General features: G+C 71.2%; 16 protein-coding genes. 14 read left to right on the top strand and 2 right to left on the bottom strand.

The window, feature by feature from the left end:
* Positions 1-207: 207 nt before the first annotated feature.
* From AB0B94_RS16590 to AB0B94_RS16560, 7 genes are all read left to right on the top strand, one after another.
* Entirely contained in the window at positions 208-1,407 is a 1,200-nt protein-coding gene (locus AB0B94_RS16590) for a fused response regulator/phosphatase (protein WP_357279480.1), read from the top strand.
* Entirely contained in the window at positions 1,404-3,137 is a 1,734-nt protein-coding gene (locus AB0B94_RS16585; RefSeq protein ID WP_357279474.1) for an ATP-binding protein, read from the top strand. The genes AB0B94_RS16590 and AB0B94_RS16585 overlap by 4 nt, the downstream gene beginning before the upstream one ends.
* The gene (locus AB0B94_RS16580; RefSeq protein ID WP_088987503.1) at positions 3,134-3,586 is read left to right on the top strand and encodes a response regulator; all 453 of its coding nucleotides are present in this window, start codon (positions 3,134-3,136) and stop codon (positions 3,584-3,586) included. The genes AB0B94_RS16585 and AB0B94_RS16580 overlap by 4 nt, the downstream gene beginning before the upstream one ends.
* A complete protein-coding gene (locus tag AB0B94_RS16575) occupies positions 3,579-4,388 on the top strand; it encodes an inositol monophosphatase (protein ID WP_357279469.1) in 810 nt (269 codons plus the stop codon). Before AB0B94_RS16580 ends, AB0B94_RS16575 begins: the two co-directional genes overlap by 8 nt.
* A 180-nt stretch (positions 4,389-4,568) precedes the next feature.
* Positions 4,569-5,585, top strand: coding sequence for a hypothetical protein (locus AB0B94_RS16570; protein WP_357279464.1), 1,017 nt, complete (start codon positions 4,569-4,571; stop codon positions 5,583-5,585).
* 36 nt (positions 5,586-5,621) lie between these two features.
* A complete protein-coding gene (locus tag AB0B94_RS16565) occupies positions 5,622-7,184 on the top strand; it encodes a fused MFS/spermidine synthase (protein ID WP_357279459.1) in 1,563 nt (520 codons plus the stop codon).
* 71 nt (positions 7,185-7,255) lie between these two features.
* A complete protein-coding gene (locus AB0B94_RS16560; protein WP_357279454.1) occupies positions 7,256-8,905 on the top strand; it encodes a serine/threonine-protein kinase in 1,650 nt (549 codons plus the stop codon).
* Between the two features lie 50 nt (positions 8,906-8,955).
* On the opposite strand, the gene AB0B94_RS16555 is transcribed toward AB0B94_RS16560, so the two are convergent.
* Both AB0B94_RS16555 and AB0B94_RS16550 read right to left on the bottom strand, forming a co-directional pair.
* Positions 8,956-9,624, bottom strand: coding sequence for a TrkA family potassium uptake protein (locus tag AB0B94_RS16555; RefSeq protein ID WP_357279449.1), 669 nt, complete (start codon positions 9,622-9,624; stop codon positions 8,956-8,958).
* A gap of 68 nt (positions 9,625-9,692) precedes the next feature.
* A complete protein-coding gene (locus AB0B94_RS16550; RefSeq protein ID WP_357279444.1) occupies positions 9,693-11,027 on the bottom strand; it encodes a potassium transporter TrkG in 1,335 nt (444 codons plus the stop codon).
* A 457-nt stretch (positions 11,028-11,484) separates the two neighbouring features.
* On the opposite strand from AB0B94_RS16550, the gene AB0B94_RS16545 reads away from it, so the two are divergent.
* The 7 genes from AB0B94_RS16545 to AB0B94_RS16515 all read left to right on the top strand — a co-directional run bounded on the left by AB0B94_RS16545 (position 11,485) and on the right by AB0B94_RS16515 (position 19,701).
* Positions 11,485-12,684, top strand: a complete 1,200-nt coding sequence (locus tag AB0B94_RS16545; protein ID WP_357279437.1) for a substrate-binding domain-containing protein — start codon at positions 11,485-11,487, stop codon at positions 12,682-12,684.
* A gap of 2 nt (positions 12,685-12,686) precedes the next feature.
* Positions 12,687-13,430, top strand: a complete 744-nt coding sequence (locus tag AB0B94_RS16540) for an ABC transporter ATP-binding protein (protein ID WP_357279434.1) — start codon at positions 12,687-12,689, stop codon at positions 13,428-13,430.
* Positions 13,431-13,492: 62 nt separating this feature from the next.
* A complete protein-coding gene (locus AB0B94_RS16535) occupies positions 13,493-14,200 on the top strand; it encodes an ABC transporter ATP-binding protein (RefSeq protein WP_357279428.1) in 708 nt (235 codons plus the stop codon).
* Complete coding sequence (locus AB0B94_RS16530) at positions 14,200-15,090, top strand: branched-chain amino acid ABC transporter permease (RefSeq protein ID WP_357279425.1); 891 nt, start codon at positions 14,200-14,202, stop codon at positions 15,088-15,090. The genes AB0B94_RS16535 and AB0B94_RS16530 overlap by 1 nt, the downstream gene beginning before the upstream one ends.
* On the top strand, positions 15,087-16,190 hold the full coding sequence (locus AB0B94_RS16525) for a branched-chain amino acid ABC transporter permease (protein ID WP_357279418.1): 1,104 nt from the start codon (positions 15,087-15,089) through the stop codon (positions 16,188-16,190). Before AB0B94_RS16530 ends, AB0B94_RS16525 begins: the two co-directional genes overlap by 4 nt.
* A gap of 100 nt (positions 16,191-16,290) precedes the next feature.
* Positions 16,291-18,423 (top strand): DEAD/DEAH box helicase, encoded by a 2,133-nt coding sequence (locus tag AB0B94_RS16520; protein WP_357279413.1) that lies wholly within the window; start codon positions 16,291-16,293, stop codon positions 18,421-18,423.
* 351 nt (positions 18,424-18,774) lie between these two features.
* Positions 18,775-19,701, top strand: a complete 927-nt coding sequence (locus tag AB0B94_RS16515; RefSeq protein ID WP_357279408.1) for a hypothetical protein — start codon at positions 18,775-18,777, stop codon at positions 19,699-19,701.
* Positions 19,702-19,734 lie beyond the last annotated feature (33 nt).

Raw genomic sequence — 19,734 nt, 5'->3', positions numbered from 1 at the left:
GTGTCCGTCAGCCGCCCGGTTTGTCCACGGCCGAGCAGTGACGCTCCCCATCCCCGCCCGCGCCGTAGGCATCGTGTTGTGTGCGACCGTTGTCTAATACAGGATCAGCAGGGCACTCGGAAGGAGCCCGACATCACCAGCGAACTCCCGCGTCTCGCGGCGGTGACCCGGCCGCACCGGGGGGCCGGCTTGGCCGGTTCCCCAGTTGTGCCGTACCCGCACGGTGGCCTGGCGCGGCACGCCAACCTGCCGCCGGGTGAGCGGTTGCGGGTGCTGCTGGTGGAAGACGACGAGGGCGACGCCTTCCTGGTCGGTGAGCTGCTCGCCGAGACGAACTCGATGATCGACCTGCTGGTCGCCACCAGCCTCCGGGAGGCGCGGCAGCGGATCAGCGGCGTCGACTGCGTCCTGCTCGACCTGGGCCTGCCCGACGCGCAGGGGCTGGACGGGCTGCGCCAGGTGTTGGACATGTCCAGCGGCGCCGCGGTCTGCGTGCTGACCGGCCGCACGGACGAGCACCTGGGCGTCGTGGCGGTCGCCGAGGGCGCCCAGGACTATCTGGTCAAGGGCCAGGTCGACGGGGTGCTGCTGACCCGGGCGCTGCGCTACGCCGTGGAGCGCAAGCGCGCCGACGAGAACGCCCGCCGGTTGCGCGAGGTCGAGCTGCGCCAGGCCGAGTCGGCCCGACTCGAACGCGGCCTGCTGCCCCAACCGCTGATGACGACCGACCTGGTCGCGGTGCACACCTTCTACCGGCCGGGCCGGCACGCCGCGTTGATCGGCGGAGACTTCTTCGACGTGGTGCAGACCCACCCGGACCGCCTCGATCTGATCGTCGGCGACGTCTGTGGGCACGGGGTGGACGAGGCCGCGCTCGGGGTCGAGCTGCGGGTGGCCTGGCGGGCCCTGGTGCTCGCCCGGGTGCCGGACGACGAGGTGCTGCCCGCCCTGGAGCAGGTGCTGATGAGTGAGCGCCGCCTCCAGGAGATCTTCGCGACGGTGGCCACCGTCAGACTGGACCTGGACGCCAACCGGGCCACCGTCCGACTGGCCGGGCACCCGCCACCGTTGCTGCTCTCCGGCGGCCGGGTCGCCCCGGTGCCCGCGCCCGGCGGCCTGCTGCTGGGCGTACGACCTCGCCGGCCGATCGCCTACGACCTGGAGTTCGACACCGATGACTGGTCCCTGTTGATGTACACCGACGGCCTGATCGAGGGGCGGGTGGGCGCCGGCAACGAACGGCTCGACGTGCCGGGCCTCAGTGGCTTGCTGGACGAGCCGGCCAACCGTTCGGTGTCCCTGCCCGAGCTGCCGGCGTGGCTCGTCGGCCGGGCCGAGCGGCTCAACGGTGGCCCGCTCGCCGACGACGTGGCCATGCTGTTGGTCAGCCGGGGCGGTGGCCGGTGAAGCCGGTGGTCGGCGGCTGGAGTCTGCGCCGCCGGGTGATCACCCTGCTCGCCGTCGTGGGTTTTCTGTTGGTCGGGCTGGCCGCCGCGGAGGCGGCGATGGCCGCCCGCAACCGCACCCAGATCGACGCGGTCCTGAACGAGACCGGCCCGTTGCGGGTGCAGTCCCAGGAACTGCTCAACGCGCTGCTCGACCAGGAGACGGCGATCCGCGGGTACGCGGTCAGCGGCGACCGGGACGACCTGAACCCCTACCGGGAAGGGCTCGCCCAGGAACAGAGCGTCGTCACCTCGATGCGGACGCTGCTCGACGACTATCCAGAGATCAGCCAGGAGCTGCGGACCGTCGAGGAGCGTGTCACGCAGTGGCGACAGTCGGTTGCCGAGCCGGTGATCACCACCACCGAGCAGAGCGGCACCAACGCCGGCCAGGCGTTGGTCACCGAAGCGGCCCGGCAACAGTTCGACGAGGTGCGCTCGGCGGTGAACGACCTCCAGGAGGAGGTCCTGGCCGCCCGGGAGCAGACCGCCACCAACGTCCGTACCAGCAGCAACATCCTGGTTGTTCTCCTGATCGTCGCCGCGCTGGTGGTGGTCGTCGCCGGGGCGGTGCTGCTGCTCTCGCTGGACCGGATGGTGGTTCGGCCGCTGACCGGCCTCGCCACCCAGGTCCGTGAGGTCGCCGAGGGCGACTACCAGCACCGCATCGCCGCCCTCGGTCCGCCGGAGTTCATCCGGCTCGGTGAGGACGTGGACGCGATGCGGCAGAAGATCGCCGCCGACCTGGCCGAGGTCCGGGCCGCCCGCGAGCGCATCGAGTGGGTCAACAGTCAGCTCCAGAAGCAGGCCGAGGAGCTGACCCGGTCCAACCGGGACCTGGAGCAGTTCGCGTACGTGGCCTCACACGACCTGCAGGAGCCGCTGCGTAAGGTCGCCAGCTTCTGCCAGCTGCTCCAGCGCCGTTACGCCGGGCAGCTCGACGAGCGGGCCGACCAGTACATCGCCTTCGCTGTGGACGGCGCGCAACGGATGCAGCGCCTGATCAACGACCTGCTGGCGTTCTCCCGGATCGGGCGGCTCACCACCGGCTTCGTCGAGGTCGACCTCAACAAGGTGATGGGCGACGTGGCCGGCCAGACCGAGGCCGCCCGGCAGTACGCGGACGCCGAGTTGACCTGGACCGATCTGCCGGTGATCTCGGGTGAGGAACCGTTGCTCACCAACCTGCTGGCCAACCTGGTCAGCAACTCGATCAAGTTCCGCCGCCCGGACGTGCCGTCGAAGGTGCACGTCTCGGCCCGCTTGGTGGGCGCCGAGTGGGAGATCACCTGCCAGGACAACGGCATCGGGATCGAGCCGGAGTTCGCCGACAAGATCTTTGTGATCTTCCAGCGGCTGCACTCGAAGGACGCGTACCCGGGCACCGGCATCGGGTTGGCGATCGTCAAGAAGATCGTCGAGTACCACGGCGGCCGCGTCTGGGTGGACACCGACGTGCCGGAGGGCACCGCGATCCGGTTCACCCTGCCGGCACTTCCCGAGGACGTCGCGGCGGCTGCCGCCGCCGATTCTGCCGGGGAGCCGGACGCCCCGACAGCGGGCGACGCGACGCCCTCGACAGAGGCTCCGGCAGCGTTGACGGAGCAGGCCGGCGGGCCGGACCAGCCGGACCGGGCCGACGAGACGCTGGAAAGCGGTAGAACGGGTGACATGAGGGAGACGGTGGGATGACCGCGCCGGCGGATGGCAAGAGCCCGATCGAGGTCCTGCTCGTCGAGGACGACCCGGGTGACGTGCTGATGACCCAGGAAGCGTTCGAGGAACACAAGCTGCGTAACCGGCTGACCGTCGTCTCCGACGGGGCCGAGGCGCTCGCCTACCTGCGCCGGGAAGGCCAGTACGCCGACGCGGTGGCGCCCGACCTGATCCTGCTCGACCTCAACCTGCCCCGGCGTGACGGCCGGGAGGTGCTGGAAGAGATCAAGAAAGACCAGGAGCTGCGCCGGATCCCGGTGGTGGTGCTCACCACCTCGCAGGCCGACGAGGACATTCTGCGTAGCTACCAACTGCACGCCAACGCCTATGTGACCAAGCCTGTGGACTTCGAGCGCTTCATCTCGGTGGTCCGTCAGATCGACGAGTTCTTCGTCAGCGTGGTCAAGCTGCCGCCGCGTGGCTGACACCCTGTTGGACGACGTCGGCGGCCTGCTCTGGGAGGCCGCCGATCAGGTCGTGCTGCCACTGTTCCGCAAGCTCGACGACGATGACGTGTCGGAGAAGGCACCCGGCGAGGTGGTCACGGTCGCCGACCGCCGGGCCGAGGAGTTGCTCTCGGCGGGGCTGCGCCGGCTGCGGCCGGGCTCGACGGTGGTCGGCGAGGAGGGTGTCGCCGACGATCCGGGGTTGCTGCGGCACCTACGCGACGGCGGGGACGTCTGGCTGGTCGACCCGGTCGACGGAACCGCGAACTTCGCCGCCGGTCGCCGGCCGTTCGCCCTGATGGTGTCGCTCCTGACCGACGGGCAGCCGACCGCCGGCTGGATCCTGGACCCGCTCGCCGGCACTCTCGCCGCCGGCTCGGCGGACGAGGGCACAGTGCTCAACGGTCGACCGGTGGACGGCACCGGCTCGGTGCCGCCGATCGGCGAGCTGCGCGGCGCGGCGATGACCCGGTTCCTGCCGCCGGAGGCCCGCGACCGGGTCCGCGCCGGCGGGCGGCGGCTCGGTGAGCTGCTGCCCGGCCTGCACTGCGCCGGTCGGGAGTACCTGGACATCCTCACCGGCGAGCAGCAGTTCGCCCTCTTCTGGCGCACCCTGCCCTGGGACCACGCCCCGGGCACCGTGCTGGTCCGTGCCGCCGGGGGTGTCGCCCGCCGATTCGACGGCGTCGACTACCACCCCGCCGGCGACGGCCGGGGTCTGCTCGTCGCGGCCAACGAGCAGGTGTGGGCCGAGGTGCACGACGCGCTTCTGAGCACCTGATCCGCGCGCTGCGCGACCGTGTTGGGACGCTGCGTCGACATCGAGGCGGCCAGCGGGTCAGCGGGCTGGTCACCGGCCCGCGATCCGGTATCGTGACCGGCGGTCTCCGCCAGCAGGCCGCCGACCGGCGCCGCGGTGCAGTGTTCATCGGGGGCCGGCGGTCGACGGAAGGACGCTTTCGTGCCCAGGACCAGGCTCAGCCCGCGGCTCGGTCGCCGCACTCTGTTCGCAGTGCTCGCCGCCGTCGCGTTGGTGCTCGGCGGTGCCGGCGTGCCCGCGTACGCGGAGCCTGGCGAGGGTGGCAGCAAGAAGTTGCAGGACGCGCTGGAGTTGACCGCCAAGGGTCACATCGAGGCCAAGGCCAAGCTGGACAACTCCAAGCGTCGCAAGACGGCGCTGACCGGCGAGCTGGCGACGCTCGAGGGTCGGCTGGTCGGGCTCAGCAGCCAGGTGGGCGAGGTGGCCGCCCAGTCGTACCGGGTGGGTCGACTGAGCGCTGTCTCGATGCTGCTCAACACGGCCACACCGGAGGCGTTCCTGCAACGCGCGGGCGACCTCGACCTGATGGCCCAGCGGGACAGCAAGCGGCTGCGTGACCTCACCGACGCCCGGCAGCAGGCGCAGCAGGCCAAGGTCGCCATCGACGCCGAGGTCCGCGAGCAGCAGAAGCAACTCGCCGTGATGGCGAAGAAGAAGAAAGAAGCCGAGGAGGCGCTCGCCGAGGTCAGCTCCGGCGGCAGCAACGGTTTCAGCGGTGGCAGCTCCGCCTCGGCGAAGCCGGCGCCGCGTAACTCCGACGGGTCCTGGCCGTCGGAGTCCTGCTCGGTGAAGGACCCGACCACCTCCGGGTGCATCACTCCGCGGACCCTCAACGCGCTGAAGCAGACCCAGGCGGCCGGCTACAAGCGGCACGTCTCCTGCAAGCGCAGTGGTGGCAGCGGCGAGCATCCGAAGGGCCGGGCCTGCGACTTCTCGGCCGCCACGAACGGCTTCGAGGACAAGAACGCGACCGGCGGCGACAAGGCGTACGGGGACAGCCTGGCCGCCTGGCACGTGCGCAACGCCGACCGGCTCGGCGTGCTCTACGTGATCTGGTACCGGCAGATCTGGCATCCCGGCACCGGTTGGCGTTCGTACAGTGGAAGTGGCTCTCCGGCGGCGTCCCACACAAACCATGTTCATCTCTCTATGTACTGACCCGAAGCACCAGCTTGGCTGCGTACCATCGCGACGATGAGCTCCCCACCGTCCGACGTAGCGGCCCTGCCGGCGCCTCCGGCCCCGCCCGTGCCGGTCACCGGCCGGGCGCTGCCCAACGGCCTGGCCGCATTCCTGGTGTTCTTCTCCAGCGGTGCCGTGCTGGTGCTGGAGACAGTCGCGCTGCGCCTGGTCGGCCCGTACGTAGGGGTGACCCTTCAGGTGACCAGCTCGGTGATCGGCATCGCGCTGGCCGCGATCGCGTACGGCGCGTGGTCCGGCGGTTGGCTGGCCGACCGGCGCAACCCGCGAGGCCTGCTGGCGCCGGCGTTGGTGCTGGCCGGCATCGCCACAGCTGTCACCCTGCCCGTCGTCCGGTACGCCGGTGAGGTGCTGCGCGGTGGCGCGGCCAGCGGCATCCTGCTGCTTGTCGCGCTGGCGGTGTTCGTGCCGGCCGCACTGCTGGCAGCTGTCACCCCGCTGGTGGTGAAACTCCAGCTCGCCGACCTGCGCCGCACCGGCCAGGTGGTCGGTCGACTCTCCGGGATCGGCACCCTGGGCGGCATCACCGCAACCCTGCTGACCGGGTTCGTGCTGGTCGCCGCCCTGCGCAGCACCGTCATCCTGCTGGCCCTGGCGCTCGCGCTCGGGCTGGTCGGCATCGGCCTCGGCTGGTACCTGCGCCGGCAGGAGCCCACCGAGCTGCCCGGTCCGGCCCGGGCCCGGGCCGCGCTGGCCGTACTCGGCCTGGCCGGGGCGGGGCTGACCACCGTGGCGCCCAACCCGTGCGACATCGAGACGGCGTACCACTGCGCCCGGGTCACCGCGGACCCCGCCCGGCCCAGCGGGCGGACGCTGCTGCTCAACTCCGCCCAGCACTCGTACGTGGACCTCGCCGACCCGAAACACCTGGAGTACGCGTACACGAAGTGGATCGGCGCGGTCGGCGACGTCGCCGCGCCGGCCGGTCAGCGCCTGGACGCGCTGCACCTGGGCGGTGGTGGCTTCACAGTGCCGCGCTACCTGACAGCGACCAGACCGGGCACCGACAACCTGGTGTTCGAGATCGACGGCGGGCTGGTCGAGCTGGGTGAGCAGGAGCTGGGCGTACGGCCGGGGCCGGACCTGCGGGCGGTGGTGGGTGACGCCCGGATGCTCGTTGCCGGCGAGCCGACCGACAGCCGCGACCTGGTGGTCGGGGACGCGTTCGGGCACCTGGTGGTGCCCTGGCACCTGGCCACCCGGGAGATGGCCGCCGACGTCCGACGGGTGACCCGCCCCGGCGGCGTGTACGTGCAGAACGTCATCGACTACCCGCCGCTGCGGTTCATCCGCGCCGAGTTGGCCACTGTGGCAGCCGAGTTCGGGCACGTCGCGTTGATCGCGCCGCCGGAAGCGCTCGCCCAGGAGCAGGGCTCCAACTTCCTCATCGTCGGCTCCGACGCGCCGTTGCCGCTGGAAGCTGTCCGGGCCCGGCTGGCCGAGGTGGATCCGAAGGTCAGCCTGCTGTCCGGTGCGGCGCTGACGGACTTCGTCGACGGGGCGATGGTGTTGACCGACGACTACGCCCCGGTGGATCAACTGCTGGCCACCGCCTGATCGGGTGACAATCCTGACCGATTCCGATACTCCAGGTGTAGGCGGGCCGTTCCTGGGCAACATCGCTCACCATGGGTGGTGGGGACCGGAACGGCGCGCAGTTGCTCGATGAGCGGTACCGACTGATCGAACAACTCGGCGCGGGCGGCATGTCGGTGGTCTGGCGTGGCTACGACGAGGTGCTCGGTCGTCAGGTCGCGGTGAAGGTGTTGGCCTCCAGGCTGGCCAGCGACCGGGCCTTCCGCCACCGCATCCGGATCGAGGCGCAGGCCGCCGCGCGGCTCTGCCACCCCAACATCACCAACGTGTACGACTACGGCGAGTCCCAGCAGGTCGGTCTGACGGTGCCGTACGTGGTGATGGAGCTGGTCGACGGCGCTTCACTGGCCAGCCGGTTGGGTCGGGAGAGCCAACTGCCGTGGCGGGAAGCGGTGACCATCGGTGCCGAGGTCAGTTCCGCGCTGGCCACCGCGCACGCTCGCGGGGTGGTGCACCGCGACGTCACCCCGGGCAACGTCATGCTCACCTCGACCGGGGTCAAGGTGGTCGACTTCGGCATCTCCGCGCTCGTCGGGGAGAGCGAGAAGGGCCCGGACGGCGCGCTGTTGGGCACTCCCGCGTACCTCGCCCCGGAGCGGCTGGACAACGGCCAGGTCTCCCCGGCCACCGACGTGTACGCCGTCGGGCTGCTGCTGTACCGGATGCTCACCGGCCGACTGCCGTGGCTGGTCAGCACTACCACTCAGATGCTGCGCGCCCACATGTACAACGACCCGGAGCCGATGCCCACCGTCGCGGGGCTGCCCGACGGGGTGGCCGACCTGGTCGGACGCTGCCTGGCCAAGCGGCCCGCCGACCGGCCGGCCACCGCCGAGCTGACCCGGACGCTCGCCGAGGCGGCCGGCATGCTCGCGGCGGTGCCGGTCTCCCCGGCCGCCGGGCCGCTGGACGCGGCCATGCTCGGCAGTGCGCGTACCACGATCCTGCCCTGGTCGGCGGCGACCGACGCGTTGCCGTTGTCGCGGACCCGCAACCGGGACCGCCGGACGCGGCAGCGGGTGACCCGGCGTCGGCGGGTGGAGGCCGGAGTGGCCGCCGTCGGGTTGATCGCGGTCACCGGGGCGATGTGGGGGTTCACCTCACGCAGCCCGGCCAGCGGAGGGGACCGACCGACGACCGAGGCGCGGATGGGTCTGCCGGCGGCGGTGCCCTGCGAGGTGGCGTACGCGTTGCGCTCCGACTCCGGCACCGAGTTCTCCGCCGAGCTGACGTTGACCAACACCGGTGGCCGTGAGCTGCGGGACTGGGCGATGAGCTTCACCTTCCCCGGGCAGCAGAAGGTGACGAAGGCGGAGCCCGCGCCGGTGCACCAGCAGGGGAGCACGGTGCTGATCCGACCGGCGGCCCAACGCACCACGCTGGCCGCTGGCGCGGCCGAGAAGGTGACCCTCACGGGTAGGTACAGCGGGGCGAACCCGTTGCCTGTGGAGTTCCGGCTCGGCGAGGCGACCTGCGGGGTTCGGGTTTCCGGCGTCGCCGGCAGCGCGCCGTCCACGGCCCCGCCGAGCAAGGCCGCCACGCCGAAGGCTCCGCCCAAGGCAGCGAAGGTGCCCAGCGGCTCCGGTTCGGGCGGCGGCGCGTCGAAGGCCAAGCCGCCGAAGCCGCCGAAGGCCCCGGCGAAGCCCGCGAAGGCTGCCGGTGGTGGTCCGGGAAAAGCGTGAAGGTGACCAAGGGGCCGGGTGGTCACCGGAAGTGAGCAGGCCGCGGCAGGTCAGCGCATTCCCGCGAACCGCTGCACCTGGTCGATCCCACCTTCGACGATGAGCACCCCGCCCTGGGGAAGCGTGGTGTCGTCGGAGGTGTACCGGAAGCGTTCGCCCGGCAGCTTGGCACCGACCACGCGTACCCCGAAGCGCTCCTCCGGTTTCAGGTCGAGCAGTGTGCGTCCGACCAGGGACTCCGGCACCCGGACGGTGGCGATGGCGAAGTCGTCGTCGAACTCGATGAAGTCGAGCAACCGGCTGACGATCAGGTGCGCGACCCGGTCCCCGGTCTCCGCCTCCGGGAAGATCACGTGGTGCGCGCCCACCGACGCCAGGATCTTGGCGTGCTTCTGCGAGGTGGCCCGCGCCCAGATCTGGGGCACACCCAGCTCGACCAGCGCCAACACGGTGAGCACACTCGCTTCCACCGAGGCCCCGATGGCCACCACCGCCCGCCCGAAACTGGTGATGCCCAGTTGCCGCAGCGCCCCCTCCTCGGTCGCGTCGGCCTGGACCACCCGGTCGAGCTGCGCCGACCAGCGCTGCACCTTCGCCGGGTTGCGGTCGATGGCCAACACCTCGCGGTTCATCCGGGTCAGCGACCCGGCCAGGTGGCAACCGAATCGACCCAGGCCGATCACCACGACACCGCCGCTGTCCGCCCGTCTAGCCGACACCTCGGCCCTCCCTGCTCCCAAGGGCCTGGTCCCGGCGTGCGGGCCGGCCGACATATCCCAAACACGCCCTAGCCGACAATGGGTTGCTCCTGGGGATAGCGGTAGAGGCGGCGTCGGGTGTTCAGGGCGATCGCCGACCCCAGGGTGAGCGTCCCGACGCGGCCGATGAACATCAGCACGGTCAGCACCAGTTGGCCGCCGGCCGGCAGTTCGGCGGCCAGACCGATGGTCAGACCGGTGGTGCTGAACGCCGAGGTGATCTCGAACAGCGCCGCGACGAAGCGGACGCCCTCGGTGAGCAGCAGCAACAGCATGGTCCCGGCGGTCACCAACGCGACGCTGAGCAGCGCCACGGTGACCGCCTGCCGCTGGCTCGCGGTGGCCACCCGCCGGTGCCCGATCGTCACGTCGGGTTCGCCCCGCAACTCCGCCCAGATGGTGAACGCCAGGAGGAAGAACGTGGAGACCTTGATGCCACCGGCCGTGCTGGCACTGCCGCCGCCGATGAACATCAGCACGATCAACAGGGGATAGCTCTCCTCCTGCAGGTCGGCGATGTTCAGGACGCTGAAGCCGCCGGTGCGGCTCAGCGCGATCTGGGTGAACGACGCGAGGATCTTCCCGGGTACGTCGTACTGGCCGATCGTGCTCGCGTTGGTCCACTCGGCGGCGAGCAGGCCAGCGAAGCCGACCAGCAGCAGCGCCGCGCTGCCCCAGATGGTCAACTTCGTCGCCACCGCCCAGTGCGCCGGCTGCCGCCACTCGCGGACCGCCTCGAAGAGCGCGGGAAACCCGAGACCGCCGATGATCGCGCCGATCGCCAGGGGCAGCGACACCCACGGGTCACGGCTGAAGGCCAGCAGCCCGTCGGTGTAGAGCGCGAAGCCACCGTTGTTGAACCCCTGCACGGCGTGGAAGGCACCCGACCAGAGGGCCCGCCCGAACGGATAGTCGTAGGCCAGCCAGAGCCGACCGGCGATCAGCACCGTCATCACCGCCTCGCAGGCGAAGACGGTCAGTGCGATCCGGCGGAGCAACCGGCCCACCTCACCGAGCCCGAACTCGGCCGTTTCGGCCTGCACCAGTAACCGGTTGCGCAGTCCGAGTTGGCTGGAGACCACCAGGATGACCAACGCCGCGACGGTGAGGATGCCGAGGCCGCCGAGCTGGGTGAGCAGGGTGATCACCACCAGTCCCGCGCCGGACCAGTAGTTCGGCGTGTCGGTGATGGCCATGCCGGTGACCGACACGGCCGAGGTGGCGGTGAAGAGCGCTGTGACCACCGGTGGGCGTACGTGTTCCACTGTCGCCCAGCGCGCCATGAGCAACAGGGTGCCGAGCAGTATCGGCACCAGGAACGCGAACGGCACCAGTCGCACGGGATTGCGGAAAAACTGGCGCACCAGACAATCTTCCTGTCCGCCAGCGGCCCTGGAGTGGGAACGGACATTCCGGAGATTCATCTGCCGGCCAGAATCACCTTTCGCGGGTGCAAGATCGCGCTCGATCCAGGATGTAGTGGCGTCGCGGCCCTTTGAGGCCACTACATCCAGGATCGAGCACGATCTTGAGGGGAGGAGATGTTCGCCCGCGGCTGGGGGCCGAGGCGGCAGGCCCATCGCCGGTTCCGCCAACCGAAGCGGACGAATGGCGCGGGGCGACACACGGCTCGGACGGTCCGTGGGGGTTCGGGCCATCGAGGGCATGGGCGCCCGGCTGGTAGCGCGGCCCGCTGTAACCTCCGGCCACCTCATTCCTGTTACTTGTGTGTTTCCGCCACATAGCTCGTGGGTGACGTCACTTCTAGCGTGAGCCGTCACGAAGAAGTTCTCTCCCTCTGAGTCCTCATGTGGAGTCGCAATGACGGTCCGGACGACGCGGCGGGCGTTCCTCTCCGCCGCCACGATGATGGCCGCGGCGCTGGCCGCCACGGCCTGTGGCAGCCCGCAGGACACCGCCACCGGCGGCGGCGACAGTGCCGCGCCGGTCAAGGTCGGCCTGGTGTACTCCCAGTCGGGAGCCCTGGCCAGCTACGGAAAGCAGTACATCGAGGGGTTCAAGGCGGGGCTGGACTTCGCCACCCAGGGCACCGGCAAGGTCGGCGACCGCAAGATCGAGTTGACCGAGGTCGACGACGCTGGCGATCCGGCCAAGGCGGTCTCCGCTGCGAAGGACCTGATCGGCAAGGGTGCGAAGATCATCGCCGGCTCCACAGCCTCCGGCGTGGCGCTCCAGGTCGCGCCGATCGCGGCGCAGAACAAGGTCCTGTTCATCTCCGGCCCGGCCGCCACGGACGCGGTGACCGGCGCGAACAAGTACACCTTTCGCTCCGGTCGGCAGTCCTACCAGGACGTGGTGACCGCCAAGTCGTTCATCGGCGACCCCACCGGCAAGAAGGTGGTGGTCTTCGCCCAGGACGGCGCGTTCGGTGACGCCAACGAGGCCGCCGTCAAGGCCGTCATCGGCAGCGCGGGCGCGACAGTGAGCAGCGTCCGGGCCCCGGCAAGTGCCACCGAGTTCACCCCGTTCGCCAGCCAGATCAAGACCGCGAAGCCGGACCTGCTCTTCGTGGCGTGGGCGGGCACCACCGCCCCGGCCATGTGGCAGACCCTCGACCAGCAGGGCGTCCTCTCGTCCACCACTGTCGTCACCGGCCTGGACATCCGCGCCTCGTGGCCGACCTTCGGTGCAGCCGGCGCGAAGATCTCCTTCCTGTCGCACTACTTCGACGGTGCCAGCGACACCGAGGCCAGCAAGGCGCTGAAGGCCACTGTCAACACCATCGACCTGTTCCACCCGGACGGCTTCGCCGCCGCGCAGATGGTGGTCCGGGCCGCGCAGGAGGGTGGGGACGACGTCGACAAGATGGTCACCGCCCTGGAGGGCTGGAGCTTCGACGGGGTCAAGGGCAAGATGACCATCCGGGCCGCCGACCACGCGCTGCTCCAGCCGATGTTCCAGGCCAAGCTGACCGGCAGCGGCACCGCGTTCACGGCGACCGCGCAGAAGAGCCTCACCGGTGACGAGACCGCGCCGCCGGCCGTGGCCATGAAGGGCTGACCATGCTCGCCACCCGCGGTCTGACCTGGCGGATCGGTGAGGTCGCCATCGTCGACAGCGTCTACCTCGACCTGGCGCCCGGGGAGTTCCTGGGCGTCATCGGGCCCAACGGCGCCGGTAAGACCTCACTGTTCAACCTGATCAGCGGCCTGCGCCGGCCGACCGAGGGTCGGATCGTGCTGGACGGGCAGGACATCGGGGCGCTTGCGCCGCACCGGCGGGCCCGCCTCGGTCTGGGCCGTACCTTCCAGGCCTCCTCGGTGTTCGGCTCGCTGAGCGTGCGGGAGAACGTCCGGCTCGCCGTGCAGGCGCACCGCGGGGGCTCGATGGCACTGTGGCGGCGGGCGACGGCCGACCGCGAGGTCGCCGCCGCCGCCGACGCGGCGCTCGACCGGGTCGGCCTCGCCCACCGGGGTACGGCACTCGCCGGCACCCTGGCCCACGGCGAGAAGCGCAAGTTGGAGATCGCCCTGCTGCTCGCCGGTGAACCGCGGGTGATGCTGCTGGACGAGCCGATGGCCGGGGTCAGCGCCGAGGACATCCCGGAACTGGTCGCCGTCATCAAATCGTTGACCGGCGACAGTGGCCGGGCGGTGCTGATGGTCGAACACCACATGGACGTCATCCTGGAGCTGGCCGACCGCATCGCCGTCATGCATCACGGCGCGCTGCTGGCCTGCGACACCCCGGAGACGGTGATGGCCAACCCCACAGTGCAAGAGGCCTACCTGGGGGAGTCGCTGTGAACGCGAGGAAAGAGCCGGGTCTGCCAGCCCCGCAGTCACGAACTCAGGAACCGATCCTCAGCGTGGAGGAGCTTTCGGTCCGAATCTCCGGGCTGCACATCCTCCAGGGGGTGTCCTTCACTGTCGCCCCGACCGGCGTGACAGTCCTGCTCGGTCGCAACGGCGTCGGCAAGACCACCACGCTGCGCGCGATCGTCGGCCTCACCCCGCCCGCCGGGGAGGTTCGCGGCACCATCCGGATGGGCGCGCAGAGTCTGCTGGCCCGGCCGACGCACCGGCTGGTCCGCGGTGGGCTCGGCTACGTGCCCGAGGACCGGGACGTGTTCGCCGGGCTCACCGTCGCGGAGAACCTGCGCCTCGCCGAACGGCGCGGCACCACCCCGGCGTACGACAAGGTCTTCGCGCTCTTTCCGGAGCTGGACCGGCGCGGGCGGCAACGGGCCGGTTCGCTCTCCGGCGGGCAGCAGCAGATGCTCGCCATCGGTCGGGTGCTGCTCAACGACAACCGGCTGCTGCTCGTCGACGAGCCGACCAAGGGGTTGGCGCCGAAGGTGGTGACCGAGGTGGCCGAGGTGCTGGAACGGGTCGCGGAGTCGGTGCCGGTGCTGCTGGTCGAACAGAACCTGGCCGTCGTACGCCGACTGGCCCGCGACGCTGTCGTGCTGGCCGCCGGCAAGGTGGCCTGGACCGGCGACGCCCACGAGTTGCTGTTGGAGACCGCGTTGACGAAGTCGCTGCTCGGTGTCGGCTCGGCGGAGGTGTCCCACTGATGGGCACCGTGATCCTGTTGGCGTTGACCGGGCTCGGCCTGGCGGCGCTGTACTTCCTGGTCGCCTCCGGCCTGTCCCTGGTCTTCGGCCTGGCCGACGTGCTCAACTTCGCACACGGGCTGTTCCTCGGCGTCGGCGCGTACGGCACCTGGTGGGCGTCGGGCAACCTGCCGGGCGCCGGCCCGGACGGGTTCGGCTTCGTGCTCGCTGTCGCCTTCGGGGTGGCCGCCGGCACGCTGGTCGCGATCCTGGTCGAGCTGGTGCTGATCCGCCCGCTGTACTCCCGCACCATCGAGCAGGTGCTCGTCACCGTCGGGCTGTCGCTGGCCGGGGTGGCGTTGCTCCAGGCCACCTGGGGTGCGGACGCCCGGCCGTTCCCGCGTCCGGACTGGACCCGGCAGGTGACCGGAATCCTCGGCGCGCAGGTGCCAAACGGCGGCCTGCTGCTGATCATCGCGGCGGTGCTGGTGCTCGGCGCGATCCTGGCGTTCCTGCGCTGGACCCGGTACGGCCTGGTGATCCGCGCCGGGGTGGAGAACCGGGAGATGGTGACCGCGCTGGGCATCGACGTCCGCAAGGCGTTCACGCTGGTCTTCGCGATCGGTGGGGCAGCCGCCGCGCTCGCCGGCGCGCTCGGCGGGGTCTACTTCGGCACCGTCTCGCCCGGGCAGGGTAGCTCGCTGCTGATCTTCGCGTTCATCGTGGTGGTGATCGGCGGGATGGGCTCGGTGGTCGGCTCCGCGTACGCGGCGGTCGTGGTCGGGCTGGTGCAGCAGTTCGTCAACTACTACGGCACGTCCGGGCTGGGCGACATCTGCGTGGTCGGGCTGCTGGCCGTGGTGCTGCTGCTGCGTCCGCAGGGCATCGCCGGAAAGGTGGCAACGGCATGACGGTGATCGACGCGCCTCGCGCACAGGTGCCCGACGAACTGAGTCCGCAGCGGGGGCGGTGGCACCGGATCCGTCCGTTCCTGCCGCTGGTCGCGCTGGTGGTGCTGGCGATCCTGCCCTACTCGACGATCTCCCTGCCGGGGATCTTCGAGGGGCCGGTCAACTCACCAGGCACCCTGCAACTGCTCGCCATCTGCCTGATCTTCGGTGGGTTGGCGGCCGGGTACGACCTGCTCTTCGGCCGGACCGGGATGCTCTCCTTCGGGCACGCGCTGTACTTCGCCGCCGGTGTGTACGGCACCGACATCCTCATCACCCGGGCCGGTCTGCCGCTGTGGCAGGCGGCGCTGCTGACCATCACCGGCGGCACCATCCTCGCCGCGCTGCTCGGCGCTGTGGCGCTGCGGACGGTGGGCATCGCGTTCGCCATGGTCACGTTGGCCTTCGCCCAGGTGGGCGCGATCCTGGTGGCCCGGGACTTCGGCGGGCTCACCGGTGGCGAGGAGGGCCTGCCGCTGGACGTGTCGGGGCTGCCCGCCGGACTGGTGGGGGTGACCAACACGGTCAACCTGTACTGGTTGGCGCTGGCGTACCTGACCCTTGTGGTTTTCGTGGTGCACCGGGTGAGCGGGTCACCAACCGGTCGGGTGCTCGCCGGGCTGCGTGACGACGAGCGGCGGATCGGCGTGCTCGGGTTGGACCCGTACCGCTACAAGCTGGTGGCGTTCACCCTGGCCGGCGGGTTGGCGTCGGCGGGCGGGGTGGTCTACGTCCTGATCGTCGGCGGCGCGTCGCCGCACATCACGTCCTCCGAGCTGACCCTGTCGTTGCTGGTGATGGTGGTGCTCGGCGGGCCGGGCACCCGGTGGGGTCCGGTGCTCGGCGGTGTCCTCTACATGTACCTGGACCACCGGCTCACCGCCTTCGGCACGAGTGACGCGGTGGACAACCTGCCGGCCGTCCTCAGCCGTCCGCTGAGCCAGCCGCTGTTCGTCCTGGGCACTGTCTTCATCCTGGCCGTCTACTTCTTCCCAGGAGGCCTGACCAGCCTGGCCCCCCGCCTGTCCCACCTGACCCGCGCCCTCCGCCCCCGCCGATAACCTCGGTTGATCAAGAGGTTTGCGTCAGAATCCGGCCGAATGGTGACGCAAACCTCTTGATCAACAGGGGGATGACGGGCGGCGCTGGTAGAAATGCCGGGTGGAGACAGCAGAGCGGGCAGCGGTACGCGAGCGGGCCGAGGCGGTGCTGCGCCGGCTGGCCGGTGACCACGCCCGGCTGCGCGAGGATCAGTGGCGCGCCATCGAGGCGCTGGTCGTCGACCGGCGGCGGGTGCTCTGCGTCCAACGCACCGGTTGGGGCAAGTCGGCTGTCTACTTCGTGGCCACCGCACTGCTCCGCGACCGCGAGCAGCGCCACCAGGCCGGGCCGACAGTCATCGTCTCGCCGCTGCTGGCGTTGATGCGCAACCAGGTCGAGGCCGCCGCGCGGGCCGGCATCCGGGCCCGCACGATCAACTCGGCGAACCTCGACGAGTGGGACGAAATCACCGCCGAGATCCAGACCGGCGCGGTGGACGTGCTGCTGATCAGCCCCGAACGGCTCAACAACCCGGATTTCCGCGACGGCGTCCTGCCGAAGTTGGCCGCCACCACCGGCCTGCTGGTGGTCGACGAGGCGCACTGCGTCTCCGACTGGGGGCACGACTTCCGGCCGGACTACCGGCGACTGCGGACGTTCCTCGCCGAACTGCCCGAGCGCACCCCCGTGCTGGCGACCACCGCCACCGCCAACGCCCGGGTCACCCAGGACGTCGCCGAGCAGCTGGGCGACGCCCTCATCCTGCGCGGCACCCTGGACCGCGAGTCGCTGCGCCTCGGGGTGCTCGACCTGCCCAGCCCGGCGCACCGGCTGGCCTGGCTCGCCGACCACCTGGACCAGCTGCCCGGCTCGGGCATCGTCTACACGCTGACAGTCGCGGCAGCGGGGGAGACCGCAGAGTTCCTGCGCTCCCGGGGCTACCCGGTCGCCTCGTACAGCGGGCAGTCCGACGACGCCGACCGGCGCGCCGCCGAACAGGACCTGCTCGACAACAAGATCAAGGCGTTGGTCGCCACCAGCGCCCTCGGCATGGGCTTCGACAAGCCCGACCTGGGCTTCGTCGTCCACCTCGGCGCGCCACCCTCGCCGATCGCGTACTACCAGCAGGTCGGCCGCGCCGGCCGCGCCGTCGAGCACGCCGAGGTGCTGCTGCTGCCCGGCGTCGAGGACGCCGCGATCTGGCGGTACTTCGCCTCGCTGGCGTTCCCACCGGAGCAGCAGGTCCGGGCCGTGCTGGCCGCCCTGCACACCGACCGCCCGCTCTCCACCCAGGCACTCGAACCCCTCGTCGACCTGCGCCGGGCCCGGTTGGAGCTGATGCTGAAGGTGCTCGACGTCGACGGCGCGGTCCGCCGGGTGCGCGGTGGTTGGCTCGCCACCGGCGAGCAGTGGGTCTACGACGAGGCCCGGTTGCGCCGCGTCGCCGAGGCACGCACCGTCGAGCAACAGGCGATGCGGGAGTACGCGACGACGTCCGACTGCCGGATGCGATATCTACGGGAACGCCTGGACGACACCGAGGCGGCCGACTGCGGGCGCTGCGACAGGTGCGCCGACCCACTCTTCGCCGCTGACGTGTCGACCGCCGCGCTCTCCGCCGCGCAGACCTTCCTGGGTCGACCTGGCGTGGAGATCGCACCGAAGAAGCTCTGGCCGACCGGGCTCGACGCCGTGGGCGTACCCCTCAAGGGCCGGATCGCCCCCGCGGAGCAGGCGCTGCCGGGCCGGGCCGTCGGGCGCCTCTCCGACCTGGGCTGGGGTGGCCGGCTGCGCGCCCTCGTCGGCCCGGAAGCGCCGGACGCGCCGGTGCCCGACGACGTCGCCGGCGCCGTCGTGGAGGTGCTGAAGGCGTGGGCGCACGGTGACGACCCGTGGCCCCGCCGGCCGGTGGCGGTGGTCGCCGTCGGTTCCCGTCGGCGGCCCCGGCTGCTCGCCTCGCTGGCCGAGCGGATCGCCACAGTGGGCCGACTGCCGCTGCTCGGCGAGGTCACCGCGTCCGGCCCCGACGGCCCGGGTGGGCCACGGGGCAACAGCGCCCAACGGGTACGCGCCCTGCACGACACCTTCACCGTGCCGACCGACCTGGCCGACGCCCTGGCCGGGCTGGACGGCCCGGTGCTGCTCGTCGACGACCTGATCGACTCGGGCTGGACGATGACGCTGGTGACCAGGGCCCTACGCCGGGCCGGCGCGACCGACGTGCTCCCGCTCGCCCTCGCCGTGGCCGGCTGACCCGCTGCGCTCACGCCGGTCGCGATCCCGGCGCTCGCCGATGCTCGGGTCTGGGTCGCCGGCCGCGCCCGGTTGGGTCTGCGTCGGCACCCCTGCTCGGTTGGGTCTGCGCCGCTGGCCGGGCCTGGTCGGGCGTTGCGCGGTGCTGTGGCGGGGTCTACGCCGGTCGGTGGAAAAGTTCCCGGGCGGTGTCGAGTGCGACAGTCGCCACGCTCTCCGGGCGTCGGCCTGGCCCGGCCGGGCGCGGCGGTACCGTGGGCGGCATGACCGACCAGCAGCCCGTCACCCGCGCGTGCGCCGTTGCGGGCACCACCGTCGGCGGCGGGTCCGGCCAGGCGCTGGGCGTCGGTAGTGGCTGACCAGGGTCCCGCCGAGCTGGACCGGAGCACTCTCCGGCTGGCGCTGGTGGTCGGCGGGTTGGTGCTAGCGGTGCTGCTCGGCTTCGGCCTCGGCCGGCTGAACGCCGGCGGTGCCGTCACCGGCGGCCCGTCGTTGGCCGCCGAGCACACCGACCCACCGGGCGTCGCGCCGCACAACCACGGCAGTGCCGCGGCCAGCGATCAGGGCGCGCCCACCGAGCCAGGTGGTCTCGCGGTCAGCTCGGCCGGGTTCACACTGGTGCCGGTGGCCACCGAGTTCGCGGCGGGTCGCCCCGATCAGCTCCGCTTCCAGGTGCGCGACGCGCAGCGCCGGCCGGTGACCCGGTTCGCCATCGTGCACGACAAGCCGATGCACCTCATCGTCGTCCGGCGGGACCTGACCGGTTACCAGCACCTGCACCCGACAATGGCGGCCGACGGCACCTGGTCGGTGCAGTTGACCCTCACGCAGCCCGGCCTCTGGCGCGCGTACGCCGATTTCACAGTGGTTGCCGACAACGGCGCGCAGACCGCTGTGACCCTCGGCACGGACCTGGTGGCGCCGGGCGACTACCGACCCCGTCCACTGCCGGGTCCGGCCACCTCGACGACGGTGGACGGCTTCACCGTCGGCTACCAGGGCACTGCGCAGGCCGGGGCGACGGTGCCGCTGACCTTCCGGGTCGACGGCGTTGGCGGCGCAGCTCCGCTGGAGCGCTACCTCGGGGCGTACGGGCACCTGGTGGCGTTGCGCGAGGGCGACCTCGGCTATCTGCACGTGCACCCGGAGACCGAGTTGGTGGACGGTCAGATCAAGTTCTGGTTGACCACTCCCGGCCCGGGCCGCTACCGCCTCTACCTCGACTTCCAGGTGAACGCCGAAGTCCGAACCGCCGAGTTCACCCTCACCGTCCCCTAGCCCCCGCCCCCCTCTCCCTCCCCGTTCCCCCCT

The organism is Micromonospora sp. NPDC048986 (assembly GCF_040649335.1).
Taxonomy (GTDB): domain Bacteria; phylum Actinomycetota; class Actinomycetes; order Mycobacteriales; family Micromonosporaceae; genus Micromonospora; species Micromonospora alfalfae.
This window is presented reverse-complemented; position numbering and strand designations above follow the sequence as displayed.